A 22,082-nucleotide genomic window follows, 5' to 3' on the forward strand; every position below is an offset into this window, starting at 1 on the left:
GCCGGCTCGAACCCCTCTTACTCGGCGACGGTCGCGTCGGGCGTCTGCCAGGCCAGGTGCTGGCCGCCGTCGACGGCGATCATCTGTCCGGTCACGCTGGCGGCGCGGGCGAGATAGAGCACTGCGTCGGCGATTTCGTCCGCGCCGGCGGCACGCGCCAGCGGCAGGGCGGCCGCCTGCTTGCGGAAGTCCTCGGCCGTCTGCCGCTCGCTCCTGAAGATCGGCCCGGGTCCGACGGCGTTGACGCGGATGCGCGGCGCGAGCGCCTGCGCCATCGTGCGGGTTGCGGTGAACAGGGCGGATTTGGTCAGCGTATATGAGAAGCAGCGCGGCGTCGGCTTCCACACCCGCTGGTCGAGGATGTTGACGATGGCACCCGGGCGTCCCTCGGGCAGAGCCCGGGCGAAGGCCTGCGACAGCATCGCCGGAGCACGCAGGTTGACGGCGAAGTGTCGGTCCCACAGTGCCACGTCAAGGTCGGTGATCTCGTCCTGCTCGAAGAGCGCGGCGCTGTTGACGAGCAGGGTGATCGGCCCGAGCTGGCCCTGCGCGGCGGTGACGAGGCCGGCGACCGCCGTGACGTCCTCCAGATCGGCCTCCACCACCGCACAGCGCCCGCCCTCGGCGGCGAGCCTGGCGGCGAGGGCCTCCGCCGCATCGCGCGAGCGATGGCAGTGGATCGCCACGTCGTAGCCGGCACGGACCAATGCTTCGGTGATCGCCGCGCCGATGCGCTTGGCGCCGCCGGTGACGAGCGCGACCTCGGCCGGGGCGGGGGCGGCGGTCACAGCCGCCCCTCCTTGCGGGCCCGGTCGGCGAGCCTGCGCTCCACGTGCTTGGCGACCCGCAGATAGCGGTAGAAGGCGAAGTTCATGGCGGTCATGAAGCCATAGATACCGCGCACCGCGTGCCGCCGTCCCACGTAGGCCTTGATGAAGTTGGCGGGGAACTCGAGCACCAGCCGCAGCGTCGAGACGCGCTCGCCGCGGGCGTCGAGGTCCTCCACCAAGGCGTCCGTATAGCTGTTGAGCTTGGCCAGCTGGTCGCCGATCGAGCGCACCGAGAAGTGGTGGATGATACCCTTGAGGCGCCGCACGCGCGCGCCGGGGACGAGGTCCACCCGATCGTGCACCGGGGAGCGGGAGTAGCGCCCCTTGTCGTGGCGATAGAGCCGCACCGGCGCCAGCGAGAAGCCGAGGGGATGAGGGGTGCCCTCGCCTGGAAAAATCTCCGCGATGCGGATGCGATAGGCGTCGGCCTCGGGCTCGCCGCGGACGAAGAGGCTGGCGATCTCGCCGGCCAGATCGGGCGGCACGACCTCGTCGGCATCGACGTTCAGCAGCCAGGGATGTCGGCACTGCTCCTCGCCGAAGCGCTTCTGCTCGCCGTAGCCGGGCCAGGCATTGTGAATCACGCGCGCCCCGAGGCTCGCCGCGAGCTCCTGGGTACCGTCCGTCGAGCCTGAATCGATCACCACCAGGTCGTCGGTGAGCGGCCGCACGGCCTCGATCGTGCGGCCGATGCGGTCGACCTCGTTCACGGCGATGATGAAGACGGAGAGCTGGGAAACGTGCGACACTTCTGGCAACCGGTTGTGCAGCCTTGGCTTTGGCATGTCTTTGGGCACCGCGGCAAGCCATGGCGGCCGCAGCGGCGAGGCGATCGGCCCGGCGACGGATACCCGGGAGCGGGGCGGCCTGCGGCGCGGCGGCTGCCGGCTGCGGCATTTTTCCAGATGCCGACGGCGGCGTCCGGCTTCGGCACGCCCCGGGCGGTTCGGGGGGCTCCGCAGGCGCCGGGTCTGGCCGTGCGCCCAGGCCGAGAGGCTTCAGCGCTGCCGTTAAAGTCTCCTTAGCCACGATCCGAGCTTTCGCTCCCTTGTCGGCCAAAATCGGGTATTTGTCTCCTCGTGAACGGAACGGATTCGAACGGCAGCGGTTTCGCTGTGCGACGGCCTCCCATCTTCCCCCAGGGCGGGGATGGGAGGGCGCCGGTGGGGTTCGGCCATCGCCGTTTGCGTCCTGTGTTGCGTCGTCGTGAAGCCGCCATGGTTCTGCCCGCGGACTTCACAGTTCCGCCTCAAAGGCCGGTGCCCATGTGGCCATAGTGCTACAGACACCGGCCGGCGGGTGGGCTAGGAGCCTACAACTCGCGGTGAACGGCTCAGCCGGTCTCGCAAGAATAAACGGAGTAAGTGAGTGATGAAGAAGATCCTTCTTGCCGGCGTCGCTGCCGCAAGCCTGCTGACCGCCGGTTCTGCATTTGCAGCTGACCTGCCGTCGCGCAAGTACGCGCCGGTCGCTCCGGTCGTCATCGTGCCCGTGTTCACCTGGACCGGCTTCTACGTCGGTGCCAACGCCGGCTACGCCTGGAACACCAACAACGACAAGAACTACGGTTATTCGGGCTACGGCTACGGCTATCCGGGCTACGGCTACTACGGTGGCGGCAGCAACAACGACGGCGGCTTCACCGGCGGTGGCCAGATCGGCTACAACTACCAGATCGGCCAGTTCGTGATCGGCGCGGAAGCGGACATCCAGTACGCTGACCTCGGCGGCAAGAACAACTACGGCGGCGGCAACCAGGGCATGGATTGGTTCGGCACCGTCCGCGGCCGCGTCGGCTACGCCTTCGACCGCGCCCTGATCTACGCCACCGGCGGTTTCGCTTACGGCGGCGGCGGCAGCAACAACAACTTCTACAACTACGGCGCGGCCTACTACGGCGGCAACGGCGACAAGACCGCGACCGGCTGGACCGTCGGCGGTGGTCTCGAGTACGCCTTCACCAACAACATCACGGCCAAGATCGAAGGCCTGTATGTCAACCTCGACCGCGGCAACAGCGACATCTACCTCCCGGGCCTGCCGCTGGCCACTGCCTACTACAGCAGCGGCAGCAAGCAGAACGAGTTCGGCGTCGTCCGCGTCGGCCTGAACTACAAGTTCTAATAAGACGAAACGACCCTTTCGGATTGGGGCCCGGTGGTTCGCCACCGGGCCCTTTTTCTATGGCCCGACCGAGGCGCCTGGCCGGGGCGCGCAGTGCCCCGTCACGGATCTACGTGGGTGGCGCGGAATGCCGGAACTGCCGCGGCGAAGCGATCCAGCCAGTCGACCAGGCGGGGATGCTCGGCGCGCCAACGGCCGCCGAAGCGCAGATCGAGATAGCCCAGGGCGCAGGCCAGCGCGATCTGGCCGACGTCCGGCGGCGAGGTGAGGGCCGGCGGCGCAGCTTCCAGCTCCGCCAGGGCGCCGGCGACCTTCTTGGCCTGCATGGCGAGCCAGCCGTCGTGCCGCCGCTCCTCCGGGCGATAGCGCCCTTCGTAGACCTGCAGCAGCGCCGCATCGAGGATGCCGACCGCCAGCGCCTCGAGCTTCAGCACCTGGAAGCGGTCGGCTCCGGCGGGAATGATCCGCCCGCCGCCCGCCAAATGGTCGAGGTACTCCACGATCACCCGCGAATCGAACAGGGACGTGCCGTCCTCGGTGATCAGCGTCGGGATCTTGCCCAGCGGGTTCTGCCGCCACAGCACCTCGGCCTCGTTGCTGAGATCGGCCGGAACCATGGTGATGCGGTGGTCGAGGCCGAGGACCTGGGCGGCGATCCGTACCAGACGGCTGTAGGGCGAGGGCGGCGAGGCGCGAAGGATCATCATGGGGGCGGGTCCGGTTGTCTCACGTCGGCTTGGGCGCGACGACCTCTTAGAGCATCGGGCCAGAACGTGGGAGCCCGTTCATGGGGCGAGCCCGTGGAGCCTACGGGCGCGGCGCGGCGGTGGCCACGCCCTGGCTCCGCTCTACTCCCCCGCGATCCATTGGCAGCGGGATTCGCCTGCGCCGGCGCGGCCCAGACGCTCGGCCAACGCCCGCAGCAGGACCTCCGCCTCCGCGGCGAGAGTCCACGGCGGATTGGCGACGATGAGGCCGCAGCCGTTGAGCCGTTCGGGCGGCCCGTCCCGGTCGATCAGCAGGTCGAGCCGCAGCAGCTTGCGCAGCCCGCTGCGCGCCAGGCGCTCGGCCGCTTCGTCGACGACCGCCCGGTCCTTGATCGGATACCAGAGGGCCATGATCCCCGTCGGCCATTTGCGCAGCGCGGCGACGAGCTCGTCAGCTGCCCGCGTCAGCTCGTTCCTGGCCTCGTAGGGCGGATCGATGAGGACGAGCCCGCGCCGTTCCTTGGGCGGAATGTTGGCGTGGAGCGCCGTCCAGCCGTCGAGCGGGAGGGCGCGAATCCCCGGCACCGGCGCGAGCGCCGCCTTGAGGAGCGCGAAGTCGAGGGCATGCAGCTCGACCGCGAGCGCCCGGTCCTGCGGCCGCAGGAAGCGTGCGATGATCAGCGGCGAGCCCGGATAGGCGGCGGGACCATGCCGGGCGCAGGTTGCGGCCAATGCGGCGCGGTAGGGCGCCAGCAGCGCTTCGACGTCCGGCGCGGCCGGCTCCGCAAGGCGCCCGATGCCCTCCCGCCATTCGCCGGTGCGCTCGGCCTCCTCCGCCGCCAGGTCGTAGAGCCCGATGCCGCCGTGGGTGTCGAGAACGAAGAACGTCGTGTCCTTGCGCTGCAGGTGCACCAGGATTCGGGTGAGCAGCGCATGCTTCATCACATCGGCGAAATTGCCGGCGTGGAACGCGTGGCGGTAGTTCATCGGAGCTCGATCGGTCGATGCTGGCTCACGGCTGCGGGCACCTGCGTCGGCGCCGCGCCGCCGGCGGTCAACGCATGGGGTCGACGCGGAAGGAGGAGCGGCAACGCGGGGGGCCGGTGTCGCCGCACGGCGTGAACGAGCGCAGATCCTTGGAAAAGCAGATCAACACCTCCTGCAGCGCGCCGCGGCGGCAGGAGACGTCCATCATGTCGGTGCGCAGGCCCGGATTGGCGGCAACGAAGGCCCGCTTCAAGTCGAGCGCCGTCCACCGCTGCTCCGCCGGCGACGCCTTGAAGGCCGGCGGGATGGTGACGGCGTCGCGGGCGCGCCGTACGTCGGCGAAGAAGTCGGTCGGGCTCTTGCCCGAGCAGGTGCCATGGATGCGCCATTCGTGCCGGGCGAGGCCCTGATCCGGGAAGACGTCGTCGGCTCCCCGCAACGCCAGCCGCGATGGGAAACGAGCCGCCGGCGCGCATTCGCTCGGATAGCCGTTGCCACTGTATTGCGGCCACAGGCCATGGACCACGAAGCCGAGCTGCTGGCCCAGGTCGCATTGGGCGCGTCCCTTCTCCGCGCCGCCGGCCGCGCAGAAGCCGGGCGACCAGGACAGCGCCAGCAGATAATAGTCGAACTGGCCGGCCGGCGCGCCGCGATTGGCGCTGGGGCCGGAGCGTTGCGCGGCCGCCGGGGCGGCGAAGCCGAGCGCCAGGGCGATCGTCAGCAGAGCCGCGCCGATCACGGTCAAGGCCGGCCGCGCCGGCGCGGCGCCGGCCGTGGACGATGCCGAATGCATGAGCCCGGAGCCGGTTGGACGCTGGCGGCTCAGGGCTTCGCCATCTTGCACAGCGGCGCGTCCTGCCACTCGCGGTCGAGGCCGACGACGCAGTACTCGATGCCCCATTCCGTTCGGGTGATTCCCGGCGCCCCGAGGGCCTCGCGCACCGAATAATAGACGGTGCGCTTGTAGCCGTCGGACATCAGCGCCCGGGCGCTACAGAAGCGGCGCGGGATGTAATCGAGGCCCCAGGGCCTGAACGCCACCGGCCGGACCTGATCGTAGGCGGTGATGGTCAGGGGCGAGTTCCAATAGGTCGATTCGGTGTGGGCGAACTGCTCGGAGACGTTGAGCAGCACCATGTCCGCATTGCAGTCCGGGATGATGCCGGTCCATGGCGTGTCCCGTTGCTCGGCCGGCACCTGGTCGCGGGCCGCCGCCAGTCCCGCCGATCCGGCCAGAACGACGAGCGAAAGAAGGAAGGAGATAACGCCAGCGCGCATGACCATGGGTCCGTTAGGGCAACTTTAACCGGAGGACGATGGCGACGTGCGCCGCCCCGGTCAAGCGCACGCGTGCAACAGGTGTCGACGCAATGCGGTCGGCGCGGCGGATCATCGAAGCTCCGCTTCAGATGCAGGGCGCATTTCGCCATGACAATTTGTCGATGGCGCCAATTCGGCTATCCAGGGGCCCGCGGTGGGCCGGGCTGGTCCGTGCAGCGGGTTGCGCCGGCCGAGGCGCCATGAGCGGTGGCGCTCCGGTGCGCCGGCGTTCGAAGCGAGGGTGAGGCCACATGGACGAGGCCGCGGTGTCGCGCCGGTCGGCGCGGTGGGACTTCTGGATCGATCGCGGCGGCACCTTCACCGACGTCATCGCCCGCGCGCCGGATGGACGGCTCCACGCCCGCAAGCTGTTGTCGGAAAATCCCGGCGCCTATCGCGACGCGGCCGTGCAGGGCATCCGCGAGCATCTCGCCGCGCACACCGGCCTTGATCCGCGCCGGCCGCTGCCGCCGGGGCTCATCGGCGACGTGCGCATGGGCACGACCGTGGCCACCAATGCCCTGCTGGAGCGCAAAGGCGAGCGCACCGCGCTGATCGTGACCCGTGGCTTCCGCGATGCCCTGCGCATCGGCTACCAGGCGCGGCCGAGGATCTTCGCCCGCAGCATCGTCAAGCCGGCCGAGCTCTACGAGCGGGTGGTGGAGATCGACGAGCGCGTGCTGGCGGACGGCACGGTCGAGCGTTCGCCGGACGAGACGTCGGTGCGCGCGGCGTTGCACGCGCTCCGGGATGCAGGTTTTGCCGCGCTGGCCATCGTCTTCGTGCACGGTTTCCGTTACCCGCAGCATGAGCAGCTCGTCGCCGGCCTGGCGCGCGCCATGGGCTTCGCCCAGGTGTCCGTGAGCCACGAGGTGTCGCCGCTGATCAAGCTCGTCGGCCGCGGCGACACGACGGTGGTGGATGCCTATCTGTCTCCCATCCTCGCCCGCTACGTCGCTCAGGTCGCCGGCGAGCTCGGCATGCCCCGCCCCGGGGACGCGCACGATGGCGCGGCGCAGGACCGTTCCGGCCCCCGGCTGATGTTCATGACCTCCGCCGGCGGCCTCACCGCCGCGGACCTGTTCCAGGGCAAGGACGCGATTCTCTCCGGCCCGGCGGGCGGCGTGGTCGGCATGGCGCAGACGGCGAAGGCGGCGGGCTTCGGCGAGGTCATCGGCTTCGACATGGGCGGCACCTCCACCGATGTGGCCCATTTCGACGGCGACTACGAGCGCGCCTTCGAGACGGAGGTCGCCGGCGTGCGCATGCGCGCGCCGATGATGCTGATCCACACGGTCGCGGCCGGCGGCGGCTCGATCCTGCATTTCGATGGCGCGCGCTTCCGGGTCGGGCCCGACTCGGCCGGAGCCGACCCCGGCCCGCGCTGCTATCGCCGTGGCGGCCCGCTCGCGGTGACCGATGCCAACGTCATGGTCGGCAAGCTCGATCCCGATCTGTTTCCGCGCATCTTCGGCCCCGGCCGCGACGAGCCGTTGGACGCAGAGGCTGTCCGCGACGGCTTCGCCGAGCTGGCCGCGGAGGTCGGCGACGGGCGCACCGCCGAGGAGGTGGCCGACGGCTTCATCGCCATCGCCGTCGCCAACATGGCCGAGGCCATCAAGCGCATCTCGGTGCAGCGCGGCTACGACGTCACCGGCTACGTGCTGAACTGCTTCGGCGGCGCCGGCGGCCAGCACGCCTGTCTGGTGGCGGATGCGCTGGGCATGACGCGCGTGCTGATCCACCCGTTCTCGGGGCTGCTGTCGGCCTACGGCATGGGCCTGGCCGACGTCTCGGCGGCACGCACCAAGGCGCTCGACGTGCCGCTCGACTCAGGCGCGCCCGCCGCCATCGCGGCGCTGGCCGACGCGCTCGCCGGCGACTGCCTGGCGGAGCTCGCCGCGCAGGGCATCCCGCAGGAGGCGGTGACGACCAGCGTGCGCGCCCACATCCGCTACGCCGGCACCGATACCGCGCTGCCGGTGGCGGCCGGCCAGCGCACGGCAGGCCCGGCACCCGCACGGACGGGGGAGGGGGACGCCTCGGTCGCCGGGCTGAAGGGCGCCTTCGAGGAGGCGCATCGCCGTCGTTTCGGCTTCGTTGACGCCGCGAAGGCGCTTGTCGTCGAGGCGGTCGAAGTCGAGGCGGTGGGCGGCGGCGCACGCCTTCCGGAGGCTGTCCACGGCGAGCCTGCGAACGGCCGTCCGGCGATCGCCCGCACCACCCGCGTCTTCAGCCAGGGGCGCTGGCACGATGCGGCGGTGGTGATGCGAGAAGCGATCGGCCCGGGCCAGACCGTCGACGGGCCGGCCATCATCGTCGAGCCCAACCAGACGGTCGTCGTCGAGGCCGGCTGGCAGGCGGCGCTTACGCCGTCCGGCGATCTCCTGCTCTCCCGCGTCGCGCCGCTGCCCCGGCGCACGGCGCTCGGCACCGAGGCCGACCCGGTGATGCTGGAGATCTTCAACAACCTGTTCATGTCCATCGCCGAGCAGATGGGCGTCACGCTGCAGAACACTGCCTATTCCGTGAACATCAAGGAGCGGCTCGATTTTTCCTGCGCCGTGTTCGACGCCGAGGGCAATCTCGTCGCCAACGCACCGCACATGCCCGTGCACCTGGGCTCGATGGACAAGTCGGTCGAGACCGTCATCCGCCAGAACGAGGTGATCCGGCCGGGCGACGTCTTCTGCCTCAACGCCCCCTACAACGGCGGCACGCATCTGCCCGACATCACCGTCTGCACGCCGGTGTTCGACGATGCCGGGCGGGAGCTGCTGTTCTGGGTCGCCTCCCGCGGCCACCACGCCGACGTCGGCGGGCTGGCCCCCGGCTCCATGTCGCCGCTGGCGACGACCATCGAGGAGGAAGGGGTCTATATCGACAACTTCAAGCTGGTCGACCAGGGGCGTTTTCGTGAGCGGGAGCTGGCGGAGCTCCTGCTCGGCGCCCGCTATCCGGTCCGCAACCTGACCCAGAACGTCAACGACCTGAAGGCGCAGATCGCCGCCAACGAGAAGGGCGTGAGCGAGCTCGGCCGCATGGTCGCGCATTTCGGCCTGCCGGCGGTGCGCGCCTACATGGGGCACGTGCAGGACAACGCGGCCGAAAGCGTGCGGCGCGTGCTCGACCGCCTGCGCGATTCGGCGTTCGAGCTGGAGATGGATCAGGGCTGCGTCATCCGGGTGAAGATCACCGTCGACAAGCCCAGCCGCGAGGCCACGGTCGATTTCACCGGCACCTCGCCGCAACGGGACGACAATTTCAACGCGCCGGCGCCGGTCACCCGCGCCGCCGTGCTCTACGTCTTCCGCGTCATGGTCGACGACGAGATCCCGATGAACGCCGGCTGCCTGCGGCCGATCCGCATCGTCGTGCCGGAGGGCTCGATGCTGTCGCCCCGCTACCCCGCGGCGGTCGTCGCCGGCAATGTGGAGGTGAGCCAGGCCGTGACCAATTGCCTGTTCGGGGCGTTGGGCGCGCTCGCCGCCGCCCAGGGCACCATGAACAACCTCACCTTCGGCAACGACACCTACCAGTATTACGAGACGATCTGCTCCGGCGCGCCGGCCGGCGACGGCTTCGACGGCGCCGACGGCGTCCACACCCACATGACCAACTCGCGCCTCACCGATCCAGAGATCCTGGAGACGCGCTTTCCGGTCGTCCTGGAGGACTTCCACATCCGCTTCGGCTCGGGCGGTCGCGGCCGCTGGCACGGCGGCGGCGGCACCAGCCGCACGCTGCGCTTCCGCGAGCGGATGGAATGCGCGCTGCTGTCCGGCCATCGCCGGGTGCCGCCGTTCGGCCTCGCCGGCGGCGCGCCGGGCCGGACCGGGCGCAACGCGGTGCGCCGGCTCGACGGCCGCATCGAGCCGCTCGGCGGCTGCGATCAGACGATCATCGAAGCGGGCGAGGCGGTGATCATCGAGACGCCGACCCCGGGCGGCTTCGGCCAGGCCGGTGCAGGCGCGGACGAAGCCGTCTGATTCGGGCGCCTCGGCTGCACCGGCAGCCCGGGCTCACCGCAGCAGGTCGTTGATCGACGATGGCTGGTTCGACGGGCGCGCGGTGCTGGCCTGCCAACGCTCGCGCGCGATCCGGTCGGCGGGCGTCGCCACCGGCCGCGTCTGCGGCAAGCCGTCGGGCTCGGTGCCGTCCTGCCCGTCGGCGCCATCGCCCGGCGGCTCGCCCTCGGACGAGGCGCCGTCCTCGGCGGCGGCGGGCTGCGCCGGCGCGGGAGCGCTGACGGCGGCAGGCATCGGCTGGCGTGCGTGAGGATCAGCCTCCAGGCGGGCATCGGCCGACGGACCGGGCTGCATCGGCGCCGGCGTCTGCGGCGCCCATTTGAGCACCGGCTTGCAGTAGCGCCGGCCCTTGGCGTGCTGCGCCAGGTCCATGTGGATGTGGTTATAGTGGTAGATGTTGGAGCCCGGCGCCAGCACCGTGGTGAAATACTCGCAGGCGCCCACGAAGATGGTGCGCAGGAATTCCTGGTCGGCGATGTCGCCGCGCCAGCCGCGCTCGACGCTGACGGAGCGGCCATCGGCGAGCTTCAGCCCCATCAGGTCGATGGCGTTGCCGTAGGCGTGCTCGGAAATGTGGCCGCTGCGCGCGTTGTTCATGCGGCGGCAGTTGTAGGTGCCGATCTGCACCTCGGCGACGCGCGTGCCGTAATAGGTCGCCGCGGCCGGCTGCACCACGTCGTCCAGCCAGCGATCGAACATCGAGATCATCGGGCAGGCCAGCACGCCGCGCGACCGGAGCATCACGCTGCCCTTCTCGAAGGCCATGATGCGGAACGGGTTGTCCATGCCGCAGACGCCCGGGCCGCTGATCGGCTTCATGGGCTCGGTGTAGGCGGTAGCCCGCACCTGGCCGCGGGCGAGGCAGGCGGCTTCTGCCTGGCCACGCCACGGCTCCCGCTGCGGCCCGGGCTGCAGCCCACAGCCGGCGAGCAGGCTGGTCACGAGCAAACTTACGATGCAGCCTAGCCGGCGCAGCATCGGCACCACTCCACGCGAACGCATGAGGGATGCCGCCACGTCTCCTAACGCCGTCTGAACGCCCGCCCCGCCGTCGGCGCGTCGGAGCCTCGACTTGTCCGGTATGGTTAGCGGCAGGTTTCCGTATCCGCCTCAGGCCGCCGGCCGCATCGGCGCTGAGGCGCTTCGCGATCGGGTGGTATCAGCCGATCGCAGGAGAGGGGCTCCAGTCGATCCCCGATCGTTCCTCGGAAATGGTGCAATGCAAATCGCGAACCGGGGCGGGCTTCAGCTGCGCTGCGGCGGGTCGTTGCACGGCTGCGCCTCGCATCCGTTGTATCCGGAAGGTTGTCCCGTCGGCCATGCTATGGCACGTGGCGCGGAAGGGGGATGAATTGCCTTCGAAGCGACCGCGGGAAGGAGAGTTGTTCTATACGCCTCGGCGACTTGTTGCGTTGCGGTAAGTAATCGCCTTGGAGCCGCTGACTCTGTCTGTTAACGTGCGGGCGGTACCCGTTCAGGGGAGCGCACCATGAGCGAGACAGCCAAGCTCACGTTCGCCCAGCAGGCGCAATTGGCGACGTTCGGCGCGGCGTTCCTGCTGATCTGCGCCATCATCGTCGGGGTGGTCTGATCCGGGGGAATACCTCGGCTGTCAGGGCTTCGCCCGGTCGGGGATCTGGATGCGGAAGCAGGCACCCGGGCCCCGCTCGACGAGCGTGATGGTGCCGCCATGCATGCTCACCAGCTCGGCGGCGATGGCCAGGCCCAGGCCCGAGCCACCCGGGCGGTTCGAATGGACGAACGCCTGGAACAGCACGGGCTTCAGCCGCTCAGGTACGCCCGGCCCATTGTCGCTCACATAGATCACCACGGTATCGGCGGCGCGCTTCGCGTCGACGCGCAGGCACGGCGGCCCGTCGGCGCCGAACTGAAGCGCCTGCAGGCTGTTGCGGAACAGGTTGAGCAGGATCCGTGACAATTGCTCCTGATCGGCATCGATCCTGAGGGCGGGGTCGCACGCCAGTGCGAAGTCGACGTCTACGCCCTGGCCGATGCCAGCCAGTTCGGCCGCATCCTCCGCCACGGGTGCAAGCGCGACGAGCGACCGCCGCGGCGCCGGCTCGCTGGCACGGCCGTAGGCCAGGGTCGCTTCGCAGAACTGGCTCGCGCGGCCCAGCGTGGCGATCAGCTTCGGCGCGAAGCGTTGCACCGTCGGATCGGACAATTCCGAGATGCGGTCGGAAATCAGCCGCGCCGACGCCAGCATGTTGCGCAGGTCGTGGTTGATCTTCGAAACGGCGAGGCCCAGGGCGGCGAGCCGCTTCTTCTGCCGCAGCTCCTCGCCGAGCGCCAGCTGCATGCGCTGGAGCACATGTTCGAGCTGGCCGATCTCGTCCTGCCGTGGCGACGGCTGGATGACGCGCTCGGTGTCCTCCGGCTGGTGCTGGAAGCTGGTGACGTTGTCCGCGAGGCGGCGGATCGGGCGCACGATCATCTGGTTCAGGGCGAAAAACACGAATGCCGCGGTGACGACCGAGATCAGCAGCGAGAACAGCAGGATATTGCTGGAGAACTCCAGCATGGCACGCCGCAGCGGCGCGGGCAGCACGACGATCTCGACGCGCTCGGCCGTGTTCATGGCATGGCCGATCACCTGCAGCGGCCGCGGATCGGGCCAGAACATGTCCGAGACCGCGTCGCGCATCAGGTTCATCCAGCTCGGATTGCGCATGTCGAGCAGCCGCATGTCCTGGGGCATCGGCTGGGCCGACAGCATCTGCGTGCCGTTGGTCCCACGCACGGCGATGGCCCGCAAACCGGCCTCGTCGAGCAGGCGCCATTTCAGCCCTTTGGGCAACTGGCCTTCCGGCGTCGTCTCCAGCACCATGGCCGCGACCCGTCCGGCCGCCAGCCGGTCGGCCAGCCAGTTGCGACGAAAGCTCGCGACCGACGGCAGGTAGATGAGCACTTCGGCGAGCATGACAAAGAGCACGGTCAAAACCAGCAGCCGCGCCGACAGGCCGAATGGTCTGCTGCTCGGGGCGCGCTGCGTGCGCTGCTCAGTCAGTACGGTCGCCATCGGTCGCGCTACCCAACACTTGCCGCCAGCGGATGGCCTCACTCCAACGGAGGCTAACGCCGCGGTTCATTTCATGAAACCAGTTGGCCCTTCTCCCTTCGGATGATCTGCGCGGCAGCGCACCTGCTGCGAGCTCCCCGCCGATGGCGGTGCGCGCCGAGCTCGCGGATCGCCCTTACGGACGACGCCCGGCCCGGATTATTCCCGATTCGAATCGATCCATGCCATGCGTCCGCCGCCGGAGGGGTAAGCGCTACGCCGTCTGGCGAGCCCTGAGACCGGACGAGTCTGCTGCCGTGTCGAGGGCCGAATGGCCTGGCTGGAGCGGCGGCTGCGCCGGCCTTCCGGCACGTTGACTTTCGCGGGCGCATCCGCCATAAGCCCGCCATGGGTTGGCCGGCGCCCGCGAGGGCGCCGCTTGCTTTTTGGCGACCCCACTTACAAATCGGTGCCAGCGGTCTCGAACCGCGCAGGCTTGGGGCGGGCGATACCTGCCGCTCTACCGACGACCGGAGACGAACGGTGAAGAGGACTTATCAACCGAGCAAGCTCGTGCGGAAGCGCCGTCATGGCTATCGCGCGCGCATGGCAACGACGGGCGGCCGCAAGGTCGTGGCCGCGCGGCGCGCCCGTGGCCGCAAGCGCCTCACTGCGTGAGCCTCATCCTGGTGGCGAGCGTTTTGCCGGCCGTGCCATCGGCCGCGTGGGGCGCCTGACCAAGAGAGCCGAGTTTCTCGCAGTCGCCGCAGGGCGCCGCTTCCACACGCCACGAATGACGGTGCAGTCGATCATGCGGTCCCAGGCACCAGGTGCGTTTGGTGGCATGCGCATCGGCCTCACGGTGACCAAGAAGGTTGGGCACGCTACGGAGCGCAACCGGATTCGGCGGCGCCTGCGGGAGGCTGTGATCGCGGCGCACGAGGCGTGGCCGCAGGCGATGCTCGACGTCGTGGTCATTGCTCGCCGCGACGCGCTGTCTGCCCCATTTCCGCTGCTGGTCGAGGATCTCGCGCGCGCGGTGCCGCTGCTGGCGGCCGGCAAGGGCTCGGCGAGCCCGCCGCGCAGCGGGCGCAGTCGCGCGCGCCGTCCGGCAGCTGCCGGGGCGACCGTGGCCTCGCCCTCCAGTGCAGGCGCGCAGGCGATGATGCCCCCTCTGCCCGATGCCTCCGCCACGGACACGCTCCATGACCGCTGACAATCGCAATCTCATCGTCGCGATCGCCCTGTCGATGGCGGTGCTGCTGGGATGGCAGTACTTCTTCGCCGCGCCCCACCAGCCGCCGAGCGGGGGGCAGCAAACAACGGCGCAGACCGGTCAGCAGCCCCAGGGCGCGGCGTCGCCGAGCTCGCCCGGGCAGCTGCAGCCCGGCAGCCTGCCGCAGACGCCGGGCTCGCCGACGGTCGAGACGCGGGAAGCGGCGCTGAAGCGCGGCCCGCGCGTGGTGATCGACACCCCTCGCATCGCGGGTTCCGTCGCGCTGCAAGGCGCGCGAATCGACGACGTCTCGCTCAAGGCCTTTCGCGAGACCGTCGATCCCAAGAGCCCGATCATCGTGCTCCTGTCCCCGGTGGGGTCGCCCGATCCCTACTACGCTGATTTCGGCTGGATCGCCGGTGCCGGCGCCAACCCCGCCTTGCCGGGGCCGACCACCGAGTGGAAGCCCGATTCCGACCGCCTGACCGTCGACAAGCCGTTGACGCTGACCTGGGACAACGGCCAGGGCCTCGTCTTCACGCGCGTCATCTCCGTCGACGACAACGCCATGTTCACGGTCAAGCAATCGGTCAACAATACCGGCGCCCAGCCGGTGACGCTGTATCCGTTTGCGCTCGTCGCCCGCTGGGGCAAGCCCCAGACGCTCGGCTATTTCGTGCTGCACGAAGGTCCCGTCGGCGTCCTGGGGGCTGAGGGCTTGCAGGAGCCGACCTACGACAAGCTGCTCAAGGATCCGATCCTCTACGGCAACCTGAAGGGCCGCGCCTTCTCCAATTCCGTCGGCGGCTGGATCGGCATCACCGACAAATACTGGGCGGCGGCGGTCATCCCGGATCAGGAGACGCCGTTCGAGGGCCGCTTCACCGTCACCAACACGCCAACCCCGATCTACCAGAGCGACATTCGCGCCGACGCCATCACCATTGCCCCCGGCGCCACCGCCAGCGCGCAGACTCGGCTGTTCGCAGGCGCCAAGGAGGTCGACGCCCTCAACCACTACCAGCAGTCGCTCGGCATCAAGAACTTCGACCTGCTGATCGATTGGGGCTGGTTCTATTTCATCACCAAGCCGCTGTTCCGCCTGCTGGACCTGATCTTCCGGTTCACCGGCAACTTCGGCGTGGCGATCCTGCTGGTCACCGTCCTGGTCAAGCTGGTGTTCTTCCCGTTGGCCAACCGCTCCTACGCCTCCATGGCCAAGATGAAGGCGGTGCAGCCGGAGATCATGGCCATCCGCGAGCGCTACACCGGTGACTCGGTGAAGCAGCAGCAGGCGACGATGGAGCTCTACAAGCGCGAGAAGATCAACCCGATCGCCGGCTGTCTGCCGATGCTGATCCAGATCCCGGTGTTCTTCGCGCTCTACAAGGTGCTGCTCATCACCATCGAGATGCGGCACGCCCCCTTCTTCGGCTGGATCCGCGACCTGGCGGCGCCGGACCCGACCAACCTGTTCACGCTGTTCGGCCTCATCCCCTGGACCCCGCCGACCATGCTGCACCTCGGCATCTGGCCGCTCATCATGGGCGTCACGATGTTCCTGCAGATGAAGATGAATCCGGAGCCGCCGGATCCCATCCAGAAGGCGATGTTCAGCTGGATGCCGGTGATCTTCACCTTCACCCTGGGCGCCTTCCCGGCAGGCCTGGTCATCTACTGGAGCTGGAACAACTTCCTCGGCGTGGCGCAGCAGTATTTCATCATGCGGCGGCAAGGGGTGAAGGTGGAGCTCTGGGACAACCTCTCCGGCATGTTCAAGCGCAAGCCGGAGGCCAAGCCGACGTCCTGACGACAGGACGCGGCGTGGCGTGGCGGTGGACGAGCCCATGAGCGACGAGTCCGCGGACGGCGACGGCAGCGTCGCCGCGACGGCGAGCGTGGATCCGGACCTGCTCGAGGCCGGCCGCAAGCTGTTCGCCGGCCCGGCCGACTTCACCTGGGCAACGGCGTCGATCGCCGGCCTGCCGCCCATGCACGGGCTGGAGATCGCCTTTGCCGGCCGCTCCAACGTGGGCAAGTCGAGCCTGGTCAACGCGCTCACCGGACGCAAGACCCTCGCCCGCACCTCCAACACGCCCGGCCGCACCCAGCAGCTCAATTTCTTTCGCATCGGGCCTGCCGACGGCGGCTTCATGCTGGTCGACATGCCGGGCTACGGCTTCGCCGCGGTGGGCAAGGAGAAGGTGGCTGCCTGGACCCGGCTGATCCAGGACTACCTGCGCGGCCGCGCCAATCTCGCGCGGGTCTACGTGCTGGTCGACGCGCGCCACGGCCTCAAGGACATCGACATCAACGTGCTCGACGGGCTCGACAAGAGCGCCGTCTCCTACCAGGTCGTGCTCACCAAGGCCGATGCGGTCAAGCAGGACGAGCTGGCTCAGCGCGTGGCGGAGGTCGAGCAGGCGCTGACCCGGCGCGCCGCCGCGTTCCCGATCGTTGCGGTCACCTCCAGCCGTTCGGGCACGGGCGTGCCCGAGCTGCGTGCGGCCGTCGTGCAACTGCTCGCCGAGCGGAGCTGATCGGGGTCAAGAGCGCCTCCTGCCGATCCGGTAGAGTCGCGCGATCGGCAAGCGAGCCGAGCTCAAAGGGTTGGAGCATGTCCGTCCGATCGGAACATGCTCGGGGAGGCGCATCGATGCTCGACCGTTTTTTCATCGTGCTGGGTGCCGTGTTCGGCCTCGCCGGCGTGGCCGCATCGGCCGCCGCCGCCCACGTGACCGGCGAGGGCAACCTCGGCACGGCCGCCAATTTCCTGCTGTTTCACGCTCCCGTGCTGATCGCCGGGGCCGCGGCCATGGGCCTGGGCCTCGTCCACCGCGGCGTGGCGCGGCTCGCGATCATGCTGATCGCGCTCGGCGGGATCCTGTTTTGCGGCGACCTTGCCATGCGCGCCCTGGCGCACACGCCACTGTTCTCGATGGCGGCGCCGACGGGCGGCGTGGTGCTGATGGCCGGCTGGCTGCTGCTCGCCGTCGCAGCTCTCGTTCCCGCCCGCCGCGCGAGCTAGAGCATTTCGCCATTGGATGGACCCATCCACTGGCAGAGAAGTGCTCATAGTCTTTTGAATCTGGAGCGCTTTTTCGCGATTGGGTGGGGCCACCCGATCGCAAGGCGCTCTAGTCGATCATTTCGAGCGAAGCTGAGCCCGGTTCATCTGCATAAGTCGAACAACTGGCTACGTATACCTCTATCAGATTAGGTCAAAAACTCACAATGGGGAATCCCGCGGCTGCTGGCAGGCGAGTCATGCTTCGTCGGGGAGCCTGCTATGAGCCGCTACGAGTTGTCCGATCTTGAACGGTCGATCACCCGCCTGTTGCCTGGCAATGGGGTGGGCGCGACCGGTCGGGCCGTTGATCGCCATGGTGACGTCCAGCTCGTCTTACAAACGCAAGAACTTCCGGGCTGCGTCAGCAGTATGATGGCGAATGCCCTAAGCCTTGTCGAGTGCCATTTTGGCCAAAAGCCGTATCGCTCTGCCGGATTTTTGCACAACATAGGTATCAGGACGCGATAGAATGCGCATGGTCTTCATTGGTGACGCTTCGCTTCTCATCTCTTGTGTGCATTCTGCTGTTCAGAGCGGATTTGCCTGTTCCGCCGTCGTAACCCGTAACAAAACGATCGCCGAATGGGCAGAAAAGGCTGATATCAGGCTCCTCGACAAGGACGCTGACTGGGAGCCCATCCTGCTCTCAGAAGGCTATGATGTTGTCATAAGTGTCGCGAACCTGGATATGCTCTCTATAGAGCTTATCCGTGCAGCACGGCATGGGGCATTCAATTTTCACGACGGGCCGCTCCCGAGATACGCGGGCCTTAACGCGACGTCATGGGCGTTGATCGGACGCGAGCCGCGTCACGGCATCACGTGGCATGCCATGACGGAAAGGCCCGACGATGGCGCCATCGTCGAGCAGGACGATTTTGCGCTCGATGAGCACGAGACGGGGCTGAGTCTCAATGCAAAATGCTATGAGGCAGGTCACGCTGCCTTCGAGCGCCTGCTGCGGAACCTGAGCGCCGGCACGCTCTCCTACCGCCCTCAAATCGGTGCCCGCACGTACTTCGGCCGTTTCAAGCGCCCGAGTGCTGCGGCCACCCTCGATTTCACGTTGCCGGCCGACGATATCGTTGCGCTCGTGCGTGCGCTCGATCTCGGCGACTACGCCAATCCGCTCGGATCAGCGAGAATCTTCACGGGTGGCATGGTCTTCCATGTCGCGTCCGCGGGCGTTCTCGCCGCGGATGATCGCTCGGCGCCTCCGGGAGTTGTCCTTTCATCGGACGAGACCATGCTTGTCGTTGCAACGGCAACCGTGCCCGTCTGCCTCGAGCAAATGACCTGCTCCCTCGGCAGACCGATCTCGCCGAGCGCGGTACCCGCCTTGAACGCGGGCAACCGGATCATGCCAGTCGATGCGGCAACTCTCGCCGTTCTCGATCATGCGTGTGCAGGAGCTGCAAGATCCGAACGGTTCTGGCTCACGGCTCTCGACAACCTGGATGTCGGGGATCTTCCATTGCCAGCGAGCAGGACCACCGTTTCGCGGGATCGCTGGACCAAGCAGATTCTGGCCTCACGCCTCGACGTTGATCACAAGATCGGCGCCATGGGCGCCTGGGCCCGCCTGATATCAAACGGGCCTCCGGTCTCGCTCGCCTATGCAAGCGCACAAGCGATGGCCGCTCTCGGGCCGGCCGCTCCGTGGTTCAAGATCTGGCGACCACTGACGTTGGAGATTGCAGCTACTGCCTCCGCAACGTCAATCGCCGACGCTGTCGCTCGAATGCGGAGCGCCATTGACGCTGAAGGCCCGATCGCGACAGACATCCCACTTCGACGGGAGCGGAAGTCTCGCCCGACCTCCCTGCCCGAGGACCTCAAGATCGCCGTCGCGGTCGCGACAGGCGACGACATCGCCGCGGCTCATGGCGCCGATATTCTCGTCAGGCTCGCGCCAGACGAGGAGGCGTTTGTCCTCGAGACCCGCGATTGCGTCCTGGACAGCGAAACCGCAGCCGTCATCGCAACCCAGTTGGGAGCGACGCTGCGCCAGTTCGAGGAGAATCCGTCACGATCCGTGTCCGACCTCGCCGTGCACGAAGCGTATCGTGCACTCGAGGAACCTCTCGGCCCCGTCGTCCCACCCCCGGTTCAAGGGCTCCTCGACACCATCCTCTGGCACGCCAGGCTCACGCCGGATCGCGTTGCCCTGAAAACGCGCTGGGAAGCGTTGTCCTTCGATGACCTCGCCCGCAACGTCGACGGCATCGCGGCAAAGCTGGCAGCCAGAGGGGTCGGCCCCGGCAGGACTGTCGGGGTGTGCATCGAGCGCTCGACCGAGCTTGTTCTGTTCCTGCTTGCCGTCTTGCGGTCGGGAGCTGCCTACCTTCCGCTCGACCCCGATTATCCGGCGAGCCGCATTGAATATATGCTGAAGGACTCGGGGGCTGACCTCCTGATTACAAGCCCGCGCGCCGCGCGCAAGCACGCGTTTGCGCATCGTTCGACGCTGCTGACCAAGGACATCGGGACCGAGGCCGCCGACCCAACTGACTGGACGCCTCCCACACCGCAAACTGACGCCGTTGCCTACCTGATCTATACATCAGGCTCGACCGGCCAGCCCAAGGGCGTGGAGGTATCGTATGGTGCGCTGGCGAATTTCATGGCTGGCATGGACCAGCGCATCCCTCACGACGTTCCGGGAACGTGGCTCGCCGTCACCAGCCCGAATTTCGATATTTCCATCCTTGAGCTATTCTGGACGTTGTCGCACGGATTTACCGTCGCCTTGCATGGCGCCAAGCCGCCGATCACGCGGCAAGCTGGGCCAAGCTTCTCGCTATTCTTTTTTGCCGCGGCCGCCCCGGATGCCGACGATCCCTATCGTCTTCTGCTGGAGAGCGTGAAGTACGGCGATGCGAACGGGTTCGAGGCCGTTTGGACTCCGGAGCGTCACTTCCACGCGTTCGGCGCCCCCTATCCGAATCCCGCCGTCACGGCGGCCGCTATCGCCGCCACCAGCTCGCGCATCAAGATCCGTGCCGGCAGTTGCGTTCTTCCTCTGCACCATCCCATTCGCGTCGTGGAAGATTGGTCTGTCGTCGACGTTATGTCGAAAGGGCGCGTCGGCCTCGCTTTTGCTTCCGGCTGGCAGCCAAATGACTTTGTCCTTGCGCCGGATACATTCGACGATCGCAAGAACGTCATGCTCTCGCGCGTTGAAGATGTCCGCAGGCTTTGGCGCGGTGAGGCCGTCGAGTTTGCTGGCCCCAACGGCAAGGTTGCGACCCGCACGCTGCCACGTCCCATCCAGCAGGACGTTCCCGTCTGGCTTACAGCGGCCAAGAATCCCGAGACCTTCGAAACGGCCGGCGCTCGCGGTTACAACGTGCTGACACACATGCTGGGAATGACACTCGCCGAAGTGGCGGAGAATATTTCCCGCTACCGCGCAGCCTGGCGCAAGGCAGGCCATCCCGGTCAGGGACATGTCACGCTCATGCTGCACACGTTCGTGGGCGATGACGACGCCAGCGTGCGCGAGCAGGTCCGCAAACCTATGAAGGACTATCTTCGCTCTGCCGTTGACCTGGTCCGCGATGCGGCCTGGAGTTTCCCGACCATCGTCGATCGGGCCAACAGGACAGGTCGGACTCCGTCCGAAGTATTCGCGAGCGAACCGCTGACCGGCGAGGAGCTCGACGCTCTCCTCGATCACGCCTTCAGCCGGTACTATGAGACGAGCGGCCTGTTCGGATCGGCAGAGACATGCCTTGCCACGGTTTCGCGCATTGCAGCGATCGGCGTGGACGAAATCGCATGTCTTATCGACTTTGGTGTGCCGGTCGAGTCCGCCCTCGATCAACTTCCCCGGCTCAAGAACGTCCTTGACGGCGCGAGCAATGATGCAGACGCGTTTGCCGTCTCGAGCGTTGCAGACGATATGCTCTATTTCGGAGCCACTCACCTCCAGTGCACACCGTCCATGGCCACCATGATCGTGGAGGATCGGAGTGCGCGGGAGGCGTTGCCCCGGCTCGAAGCGCTTCTCATCGGCGGAGAGGCGCTCTCCAGTTCATTGGCCCGCGACCTCAAGGCCATATCCGGTCCTGAGACCAGGTTATTCAACATGTATGGGCCGACCGAGACGACCATCTGGTCGAGCGTCGCGGAAATGTCCGGCGCGATGCCCTTTGCGCCCCTCGGCCAGCCGATCGTCAATACGGAACTGCGGATCGTCAAGGCGAACGGTGAAGGAGCGCCGGTCCTTGTCCCAGGCGAACTCTGGATCGGCGGCGCCGGTGTTGCCAAGGGATACCGTGGACGCCCGGAGCTGACGGCCGAGCGGTTCATCGAAAGAGACGGGACGCGCTATTATCGGACCGGCGATCTGGTTCGGGTCTGGCCGGGCGGCGATATCGAGTTCCTCGGTCGGATCGACAACCAGGTCAAGATCCGCGGGCACCGCATCGAGCTCGGCGAAATCGAACGCGCGCTCGAGACGATTGCGGGCATCAGCCAGGCCGTGGTCGTTGCTCGCGATGAGCGCTTCGGCGGACAGCGTCTCGTTGCCTACTTGCGTGGCGACGACCATGCCGCATGCGATCCGGACGGACTGCGCGCAGCCCTGGCGAGCACGTTGCCCGAGATCATGATCCCATCGTCGTTCGTGCACCTCGCAGCTTTTCCGCTCACCCCCAACGGCAAGGTCGATCGCAAGGCACTGCCCGATCCGATCGGCCCAAGGGCAGATGCGGCCTCGCCGGAGAGCGCGCCTCCCGGCTCGGCACTCGAAGAGAACATTGCGTCGATCTGGTGTG

General features: G+C 67.8%; 16 protein-coding genes and 1 pseudogene. 9 read left to right on the forward strand and 8 right to left on the reverse strand.

Going from position 1 to position 22,082, the window contains the following annotated elements; genetic code table 11:
* Positions 1-17: 17 nt before the first annotated feature.
* Complete coding sequence (locus tag ACZ5PO_RS19080; RefSeq protein ID WP_464196303.1) at positions 18-788, reverse strand: SDR family oxidoreductase; 771 nt, start codon at positions 786-788, stop codon at positions 18-20.
* Positions 785-1,615: a glycosyltransferase family 2 protein gene (locus ACZ5PO_RS19085; protein ID WP_464196305.1), complete on the reverse strand. Its 831-nt coding sequence runs from the start codon at positions 1,613-1,615 to the stop codon at positions 785-787. The genes ACZ5PO_RS19080 and ACZ5PO_RS19085 overlap by 4 nt, the downstream gene beginning before the upstream one ends.
* A gap of 586 nt (positions 1,616-2,201) precedes the next feature.
* Here ACZ5PO_RS19085 and ACZ5PO_RS19090 point away from each other — a divergent pair.
* Positions 2,202-2,954: an outer membrane protein gene (locus ACZ5PO_RS19090; protein WP_464196307.1), complete on the forward strand. Its 753-nt coding sequence runs from the start codon at positions 2,202-2,204 to the stop codon at positions 2,952-2,954.
* Between the two features lie 101 nt (positions 2,955-3,055).
* Here ACZ5PO_RS19090 and ACZ5PO_RS19095 read toward each other — a convergent pair whose 3' ends face one another.
* From ACZ5PO_RS19095 to ACZ5PO_RS19110, 4 genes are all read right to left on the reverse strand, one after another.
* Positions 3,056-3,661: a glutathione S-transferase family protein gene (locus ACZ5PO_RS19095; RefSeq protein ID WP_464196309.1), complete on the reverse strand. Its 606-nt coding sequence runs from the start codon at positions 3,659-3,661 to the stop codon at positions 3,056-3,058.
* Positions 3,662-3,802: 141 nt separating this feature from the next.
* Entirely contained in the window at positions 3,803-4,648 is an 846-nt protein-coding gene (locus tag ACZ5PO_RS19100; protein WP_464196311.1) for a 23S rRNA (adenine(2030)-N(6))-methyltransferase RlmJ, read from the reverse strand.
* 67 nt (positions 4,649-4,715) lie between these two features.
* Complete coding sequence (locus tag ACZ5PO_RS19105) at positions 4,716-5,441, reverse strand: ribonuclease T2 family protein (protein WP_464196313.1); 726 nt, start codon at positions 5,439-5,441, stop codon at positions 4,716-4,718.
* A 29-nt stretch (positions 5,442-5,470) separates the two neighbouring features.
* Positions 5,471-5,926: a hypothetical protein gene (locus tag ACZ5PO_RS19110; protein ID WP_464196315.1), complete on the reverse strand. Its 456-nt coding sequence runs from the start codon at positions 5,924-5,926 to the stop codon at positions 5,471-5,473.
* Positions 5,927-6,219: 293 nt separating this feature from the next.
* Between ACZ5PO_RS19110 and ACZ5PO_RS19115 the strand changes: the two genes are divergently transcribed.
* On the forward strand, positions 6,220-9,957 hold the full coding sequence (locus ACZ5PO_RS19115) for a hydantoinase B/oxoprolinase family protein (RefSeq protein WP_464196317.1): 3,738 nt from the start codon (positions 6,220-6,222) through the stop codon (positions 9,955-9,957).
* A gap of 33 nt (positions 9,958-9,990) precedes the next feature.
* On the opposite strand, the gene ACZ5PO_RS19120 is transcribed toward ACZ5PO_RS19115, so the two are convergent.
* Entirely contained in the window at positions 9,991-10,998 is a 1,008-nt protein-coding gene (locus ACZ5PO_RS19120) for an extensin-like domain-containing protein (protein ID WP_464196319.1), read from the reverse strand.
* Positions 10,999-11,608: 610 nt separating this feature from the next.
* Positions 11,609-13,036 carry a sensor histidine kinase gene (locus ACZ5PO_RS19125; protein WP_464196321.1) on the reverse strand — a complete coding sequence of 476 codons (1,428 nt, stop codon included), beginning with the start codon at positions 13,034-13,036 and terminating at the stop codon, positions 11,609-11,611.
* 522 nt (positions 13,037-13,558) lie between these two features.
* On the opposite strand from ACZ5PO_RS19125, the gene rpmH reads away from it, so the two are divergent.
* The 7 genes and pseudogenes from rpmH to ACZ5PO_RS19160 form a co-directional block, all read left to right on the forward strand.
* The gene (rpmH, locus tag ACZ5PO_RS19130) at positions 13,559-13,693 is read left to right on the forward strand and encodes a 50S ribosomal protein L34 (protein WP_244642120.1); all 135 of its coding nucleotides are present in this window, start codon (positions 13,559-13,561) and stop codon (positions 13,691-13,693) included.
* A 46-nt stretch (positions 13,694-13,739) separates the two neighbouring features.
* The gene (gene rnpA / locus ACZ5PO_RS19135) at positions 13,740-14,231 is read left to right on the forward strand and encodes a ribonuclease P protein component (RefSeq protein WP_464196918.1); all 492 of its coding nucleotides are present in this window, start codon (positions 13,740-13,742) and stop codon (positions 14,229-14,231) included.
* On the forward strand, positions 14,221-16,041 hold the full coding sequence (yidC, locus tag ACZ5PO_RS19140; RefSeq protein ID WP_464196325.1) for a membrane protein insertase YidC: 1,821 nt from the start codon (positions 14,221-14,223) through the stop codon (positions 16,039-16,041). The genes rnpA and yidC overlap by 11 nt, the downstream gene beginning before the upstream one ends.
* 37 nt (positions 16,042-16,078) lie before the next feature.
* Positions 16,079-16,771 (forward strand): ribosome biogenesis GTP-binding protein YihA/YsxC, encoded by a 693-nt coding sequence (gene yihA / locus ACZ5PO_RS19145; RefSeq protein WP_464196327.1) that lies wholly within the window; start codon positions 16,079-16,081, stop codon positions 16,769-16,771.
* A 116-nt stretch (positions 16,772-16,887) separates the two neighbouring features.
* Complete coding sequence (locus tag ACZ5PO_RS19150) at positions 16,888-17,259, forward strand: DUF423 domain-containing protein (RefSeq protein ID WP_464196329.1); 372 nt, start codon at positions 16,888-16,890, stop codon at positions 17,257-17,259.
* Positions 17,260-17,520: 261 nt separating this feature from the next.
* On the forward strand, positions 17,521-17,769 hold the full coding sequence (locus ACZ5PO_RS19155) for a hypothetical protein (protein WP_464196331.1): 249 nt from the start codon (positions 17,521-17,523) through the stop codon (positions 17,767-17,769).
* Positions 17,770-17,776: 7 nt separating this feature from the next.
* Positions 17,777-21,958: pseudogene (locus ACZ5PO_RS19160) on the forward strand (MupA/Atu3671 family FMN-dependent luciferase-like monooxygenase); the annotation flags it as partial.
* Between the last annotated feature and the right edge of the window lie 124 nt (positions 21,959-22,082).

The sequence above is a fragment of the Chelatococcus sp. KU-N122 genome, from assembly GCF_055391085.1.

Excerpts from the sequence above, each read along its gene's own strand:
- ACZ5PO_RS19155 (WP_464196331.1), top strand. The coding sequence starts at position 17,521 with ATGAGCCGCTACGAGTTGTCCGATCTTGAACGGTCGATCACCCGCCTG.
- yihA (WP_464196327.1), top strand. The coding sequence starts at position 16,079 with ATGAGCGACGAGTCCGCGGACGGCGACGGCAGCGTCGCCGCGACGGCG.
- ACZ5PO_RS19105 (WP_464196313.1), bottom strand. The coding sequence starts at position 5,441 with ATGCATTCGGCATCGTCCACGGCCGGCGCCGCGCCGGCGCGGCCGGCC.
- ACZ5PO_RS19095 (WP_464196309.1), bottom strand. The coding sequence starts at position 3,661 with ATGATGATCCTTCGCGCCTCGCCGCCCTCGCCCTACAGCCGTCTGGTA.
- ACZ5PO_RS19150 (WP_464196329.1), top strand. The coding sequence starts at position 16,888 with ATGCTCGACCGTTTTTTCATCGTGCTGGGTGCCGTGTTCGGCCTCGCC.
- ACZ5PO_RS19090 (WP_464196307.1), top strand. The coding sequence starts at position 2,202 with ATGAAGAAGATCCTTCTTGCCGGCGTCGCTGCCGCAAGCCTGCTGACC.
- ACZ5PO_RS19110 (WP_464196315.1), bottom strand. The coding sequence starts at position 5,926 with ATGCGCGCTGGCGTTATCTCCTTCCTTCTTTCGCTCGTCGTTCTGGCC.
- yidC (WP_464196325.1), top strand. The coding sequence starts at position 14,221 with ATGACCGCTGACAATCGCAATCTCATCGTCGCGATCGCCCTGTCGATG.
- ACZ5PO_RS19120 (WP_464196319.1), bottom strand. The coding sequence starts at position 10,998 with ATGCGTTCGCGTGGAGTGGTGCCGATGCTGCGCCGGCTAGGCTGCATC.
- ACZ5PO_RS19125 (WP_464196321.1), bottom strand. The coding sequence starts at position 13,036 with ATGGCGACCGTACTGACTGAGCAGCGCACGCAGCGCGCCCCGAGCAGC.
- ACZ5PO_RS19115 (WP_464196317.1), top strand. The coding sequence starts at position 6,220 with ATGGACGAGGCCGCGGTGTCGCGCCGGTCGGCGCGGTGGGACTTCTGG.
- ACZ5PO_RS19100 (WP_464196311.1), bottom strand. The coding sequence starts at position 4,648 with ATGAACTACCGCCACGCGTTCCACGCCGGCAATTTCGCCGATGTGATG.
- ACZ5PO_RS19085 (WP_464196305.1), bottom strand. The coding sequence starts at position 1,615 with ATGCCAAAGCCAAGGCTGCACAACCGGTTGCCAGAAGTGTCGCACGTT.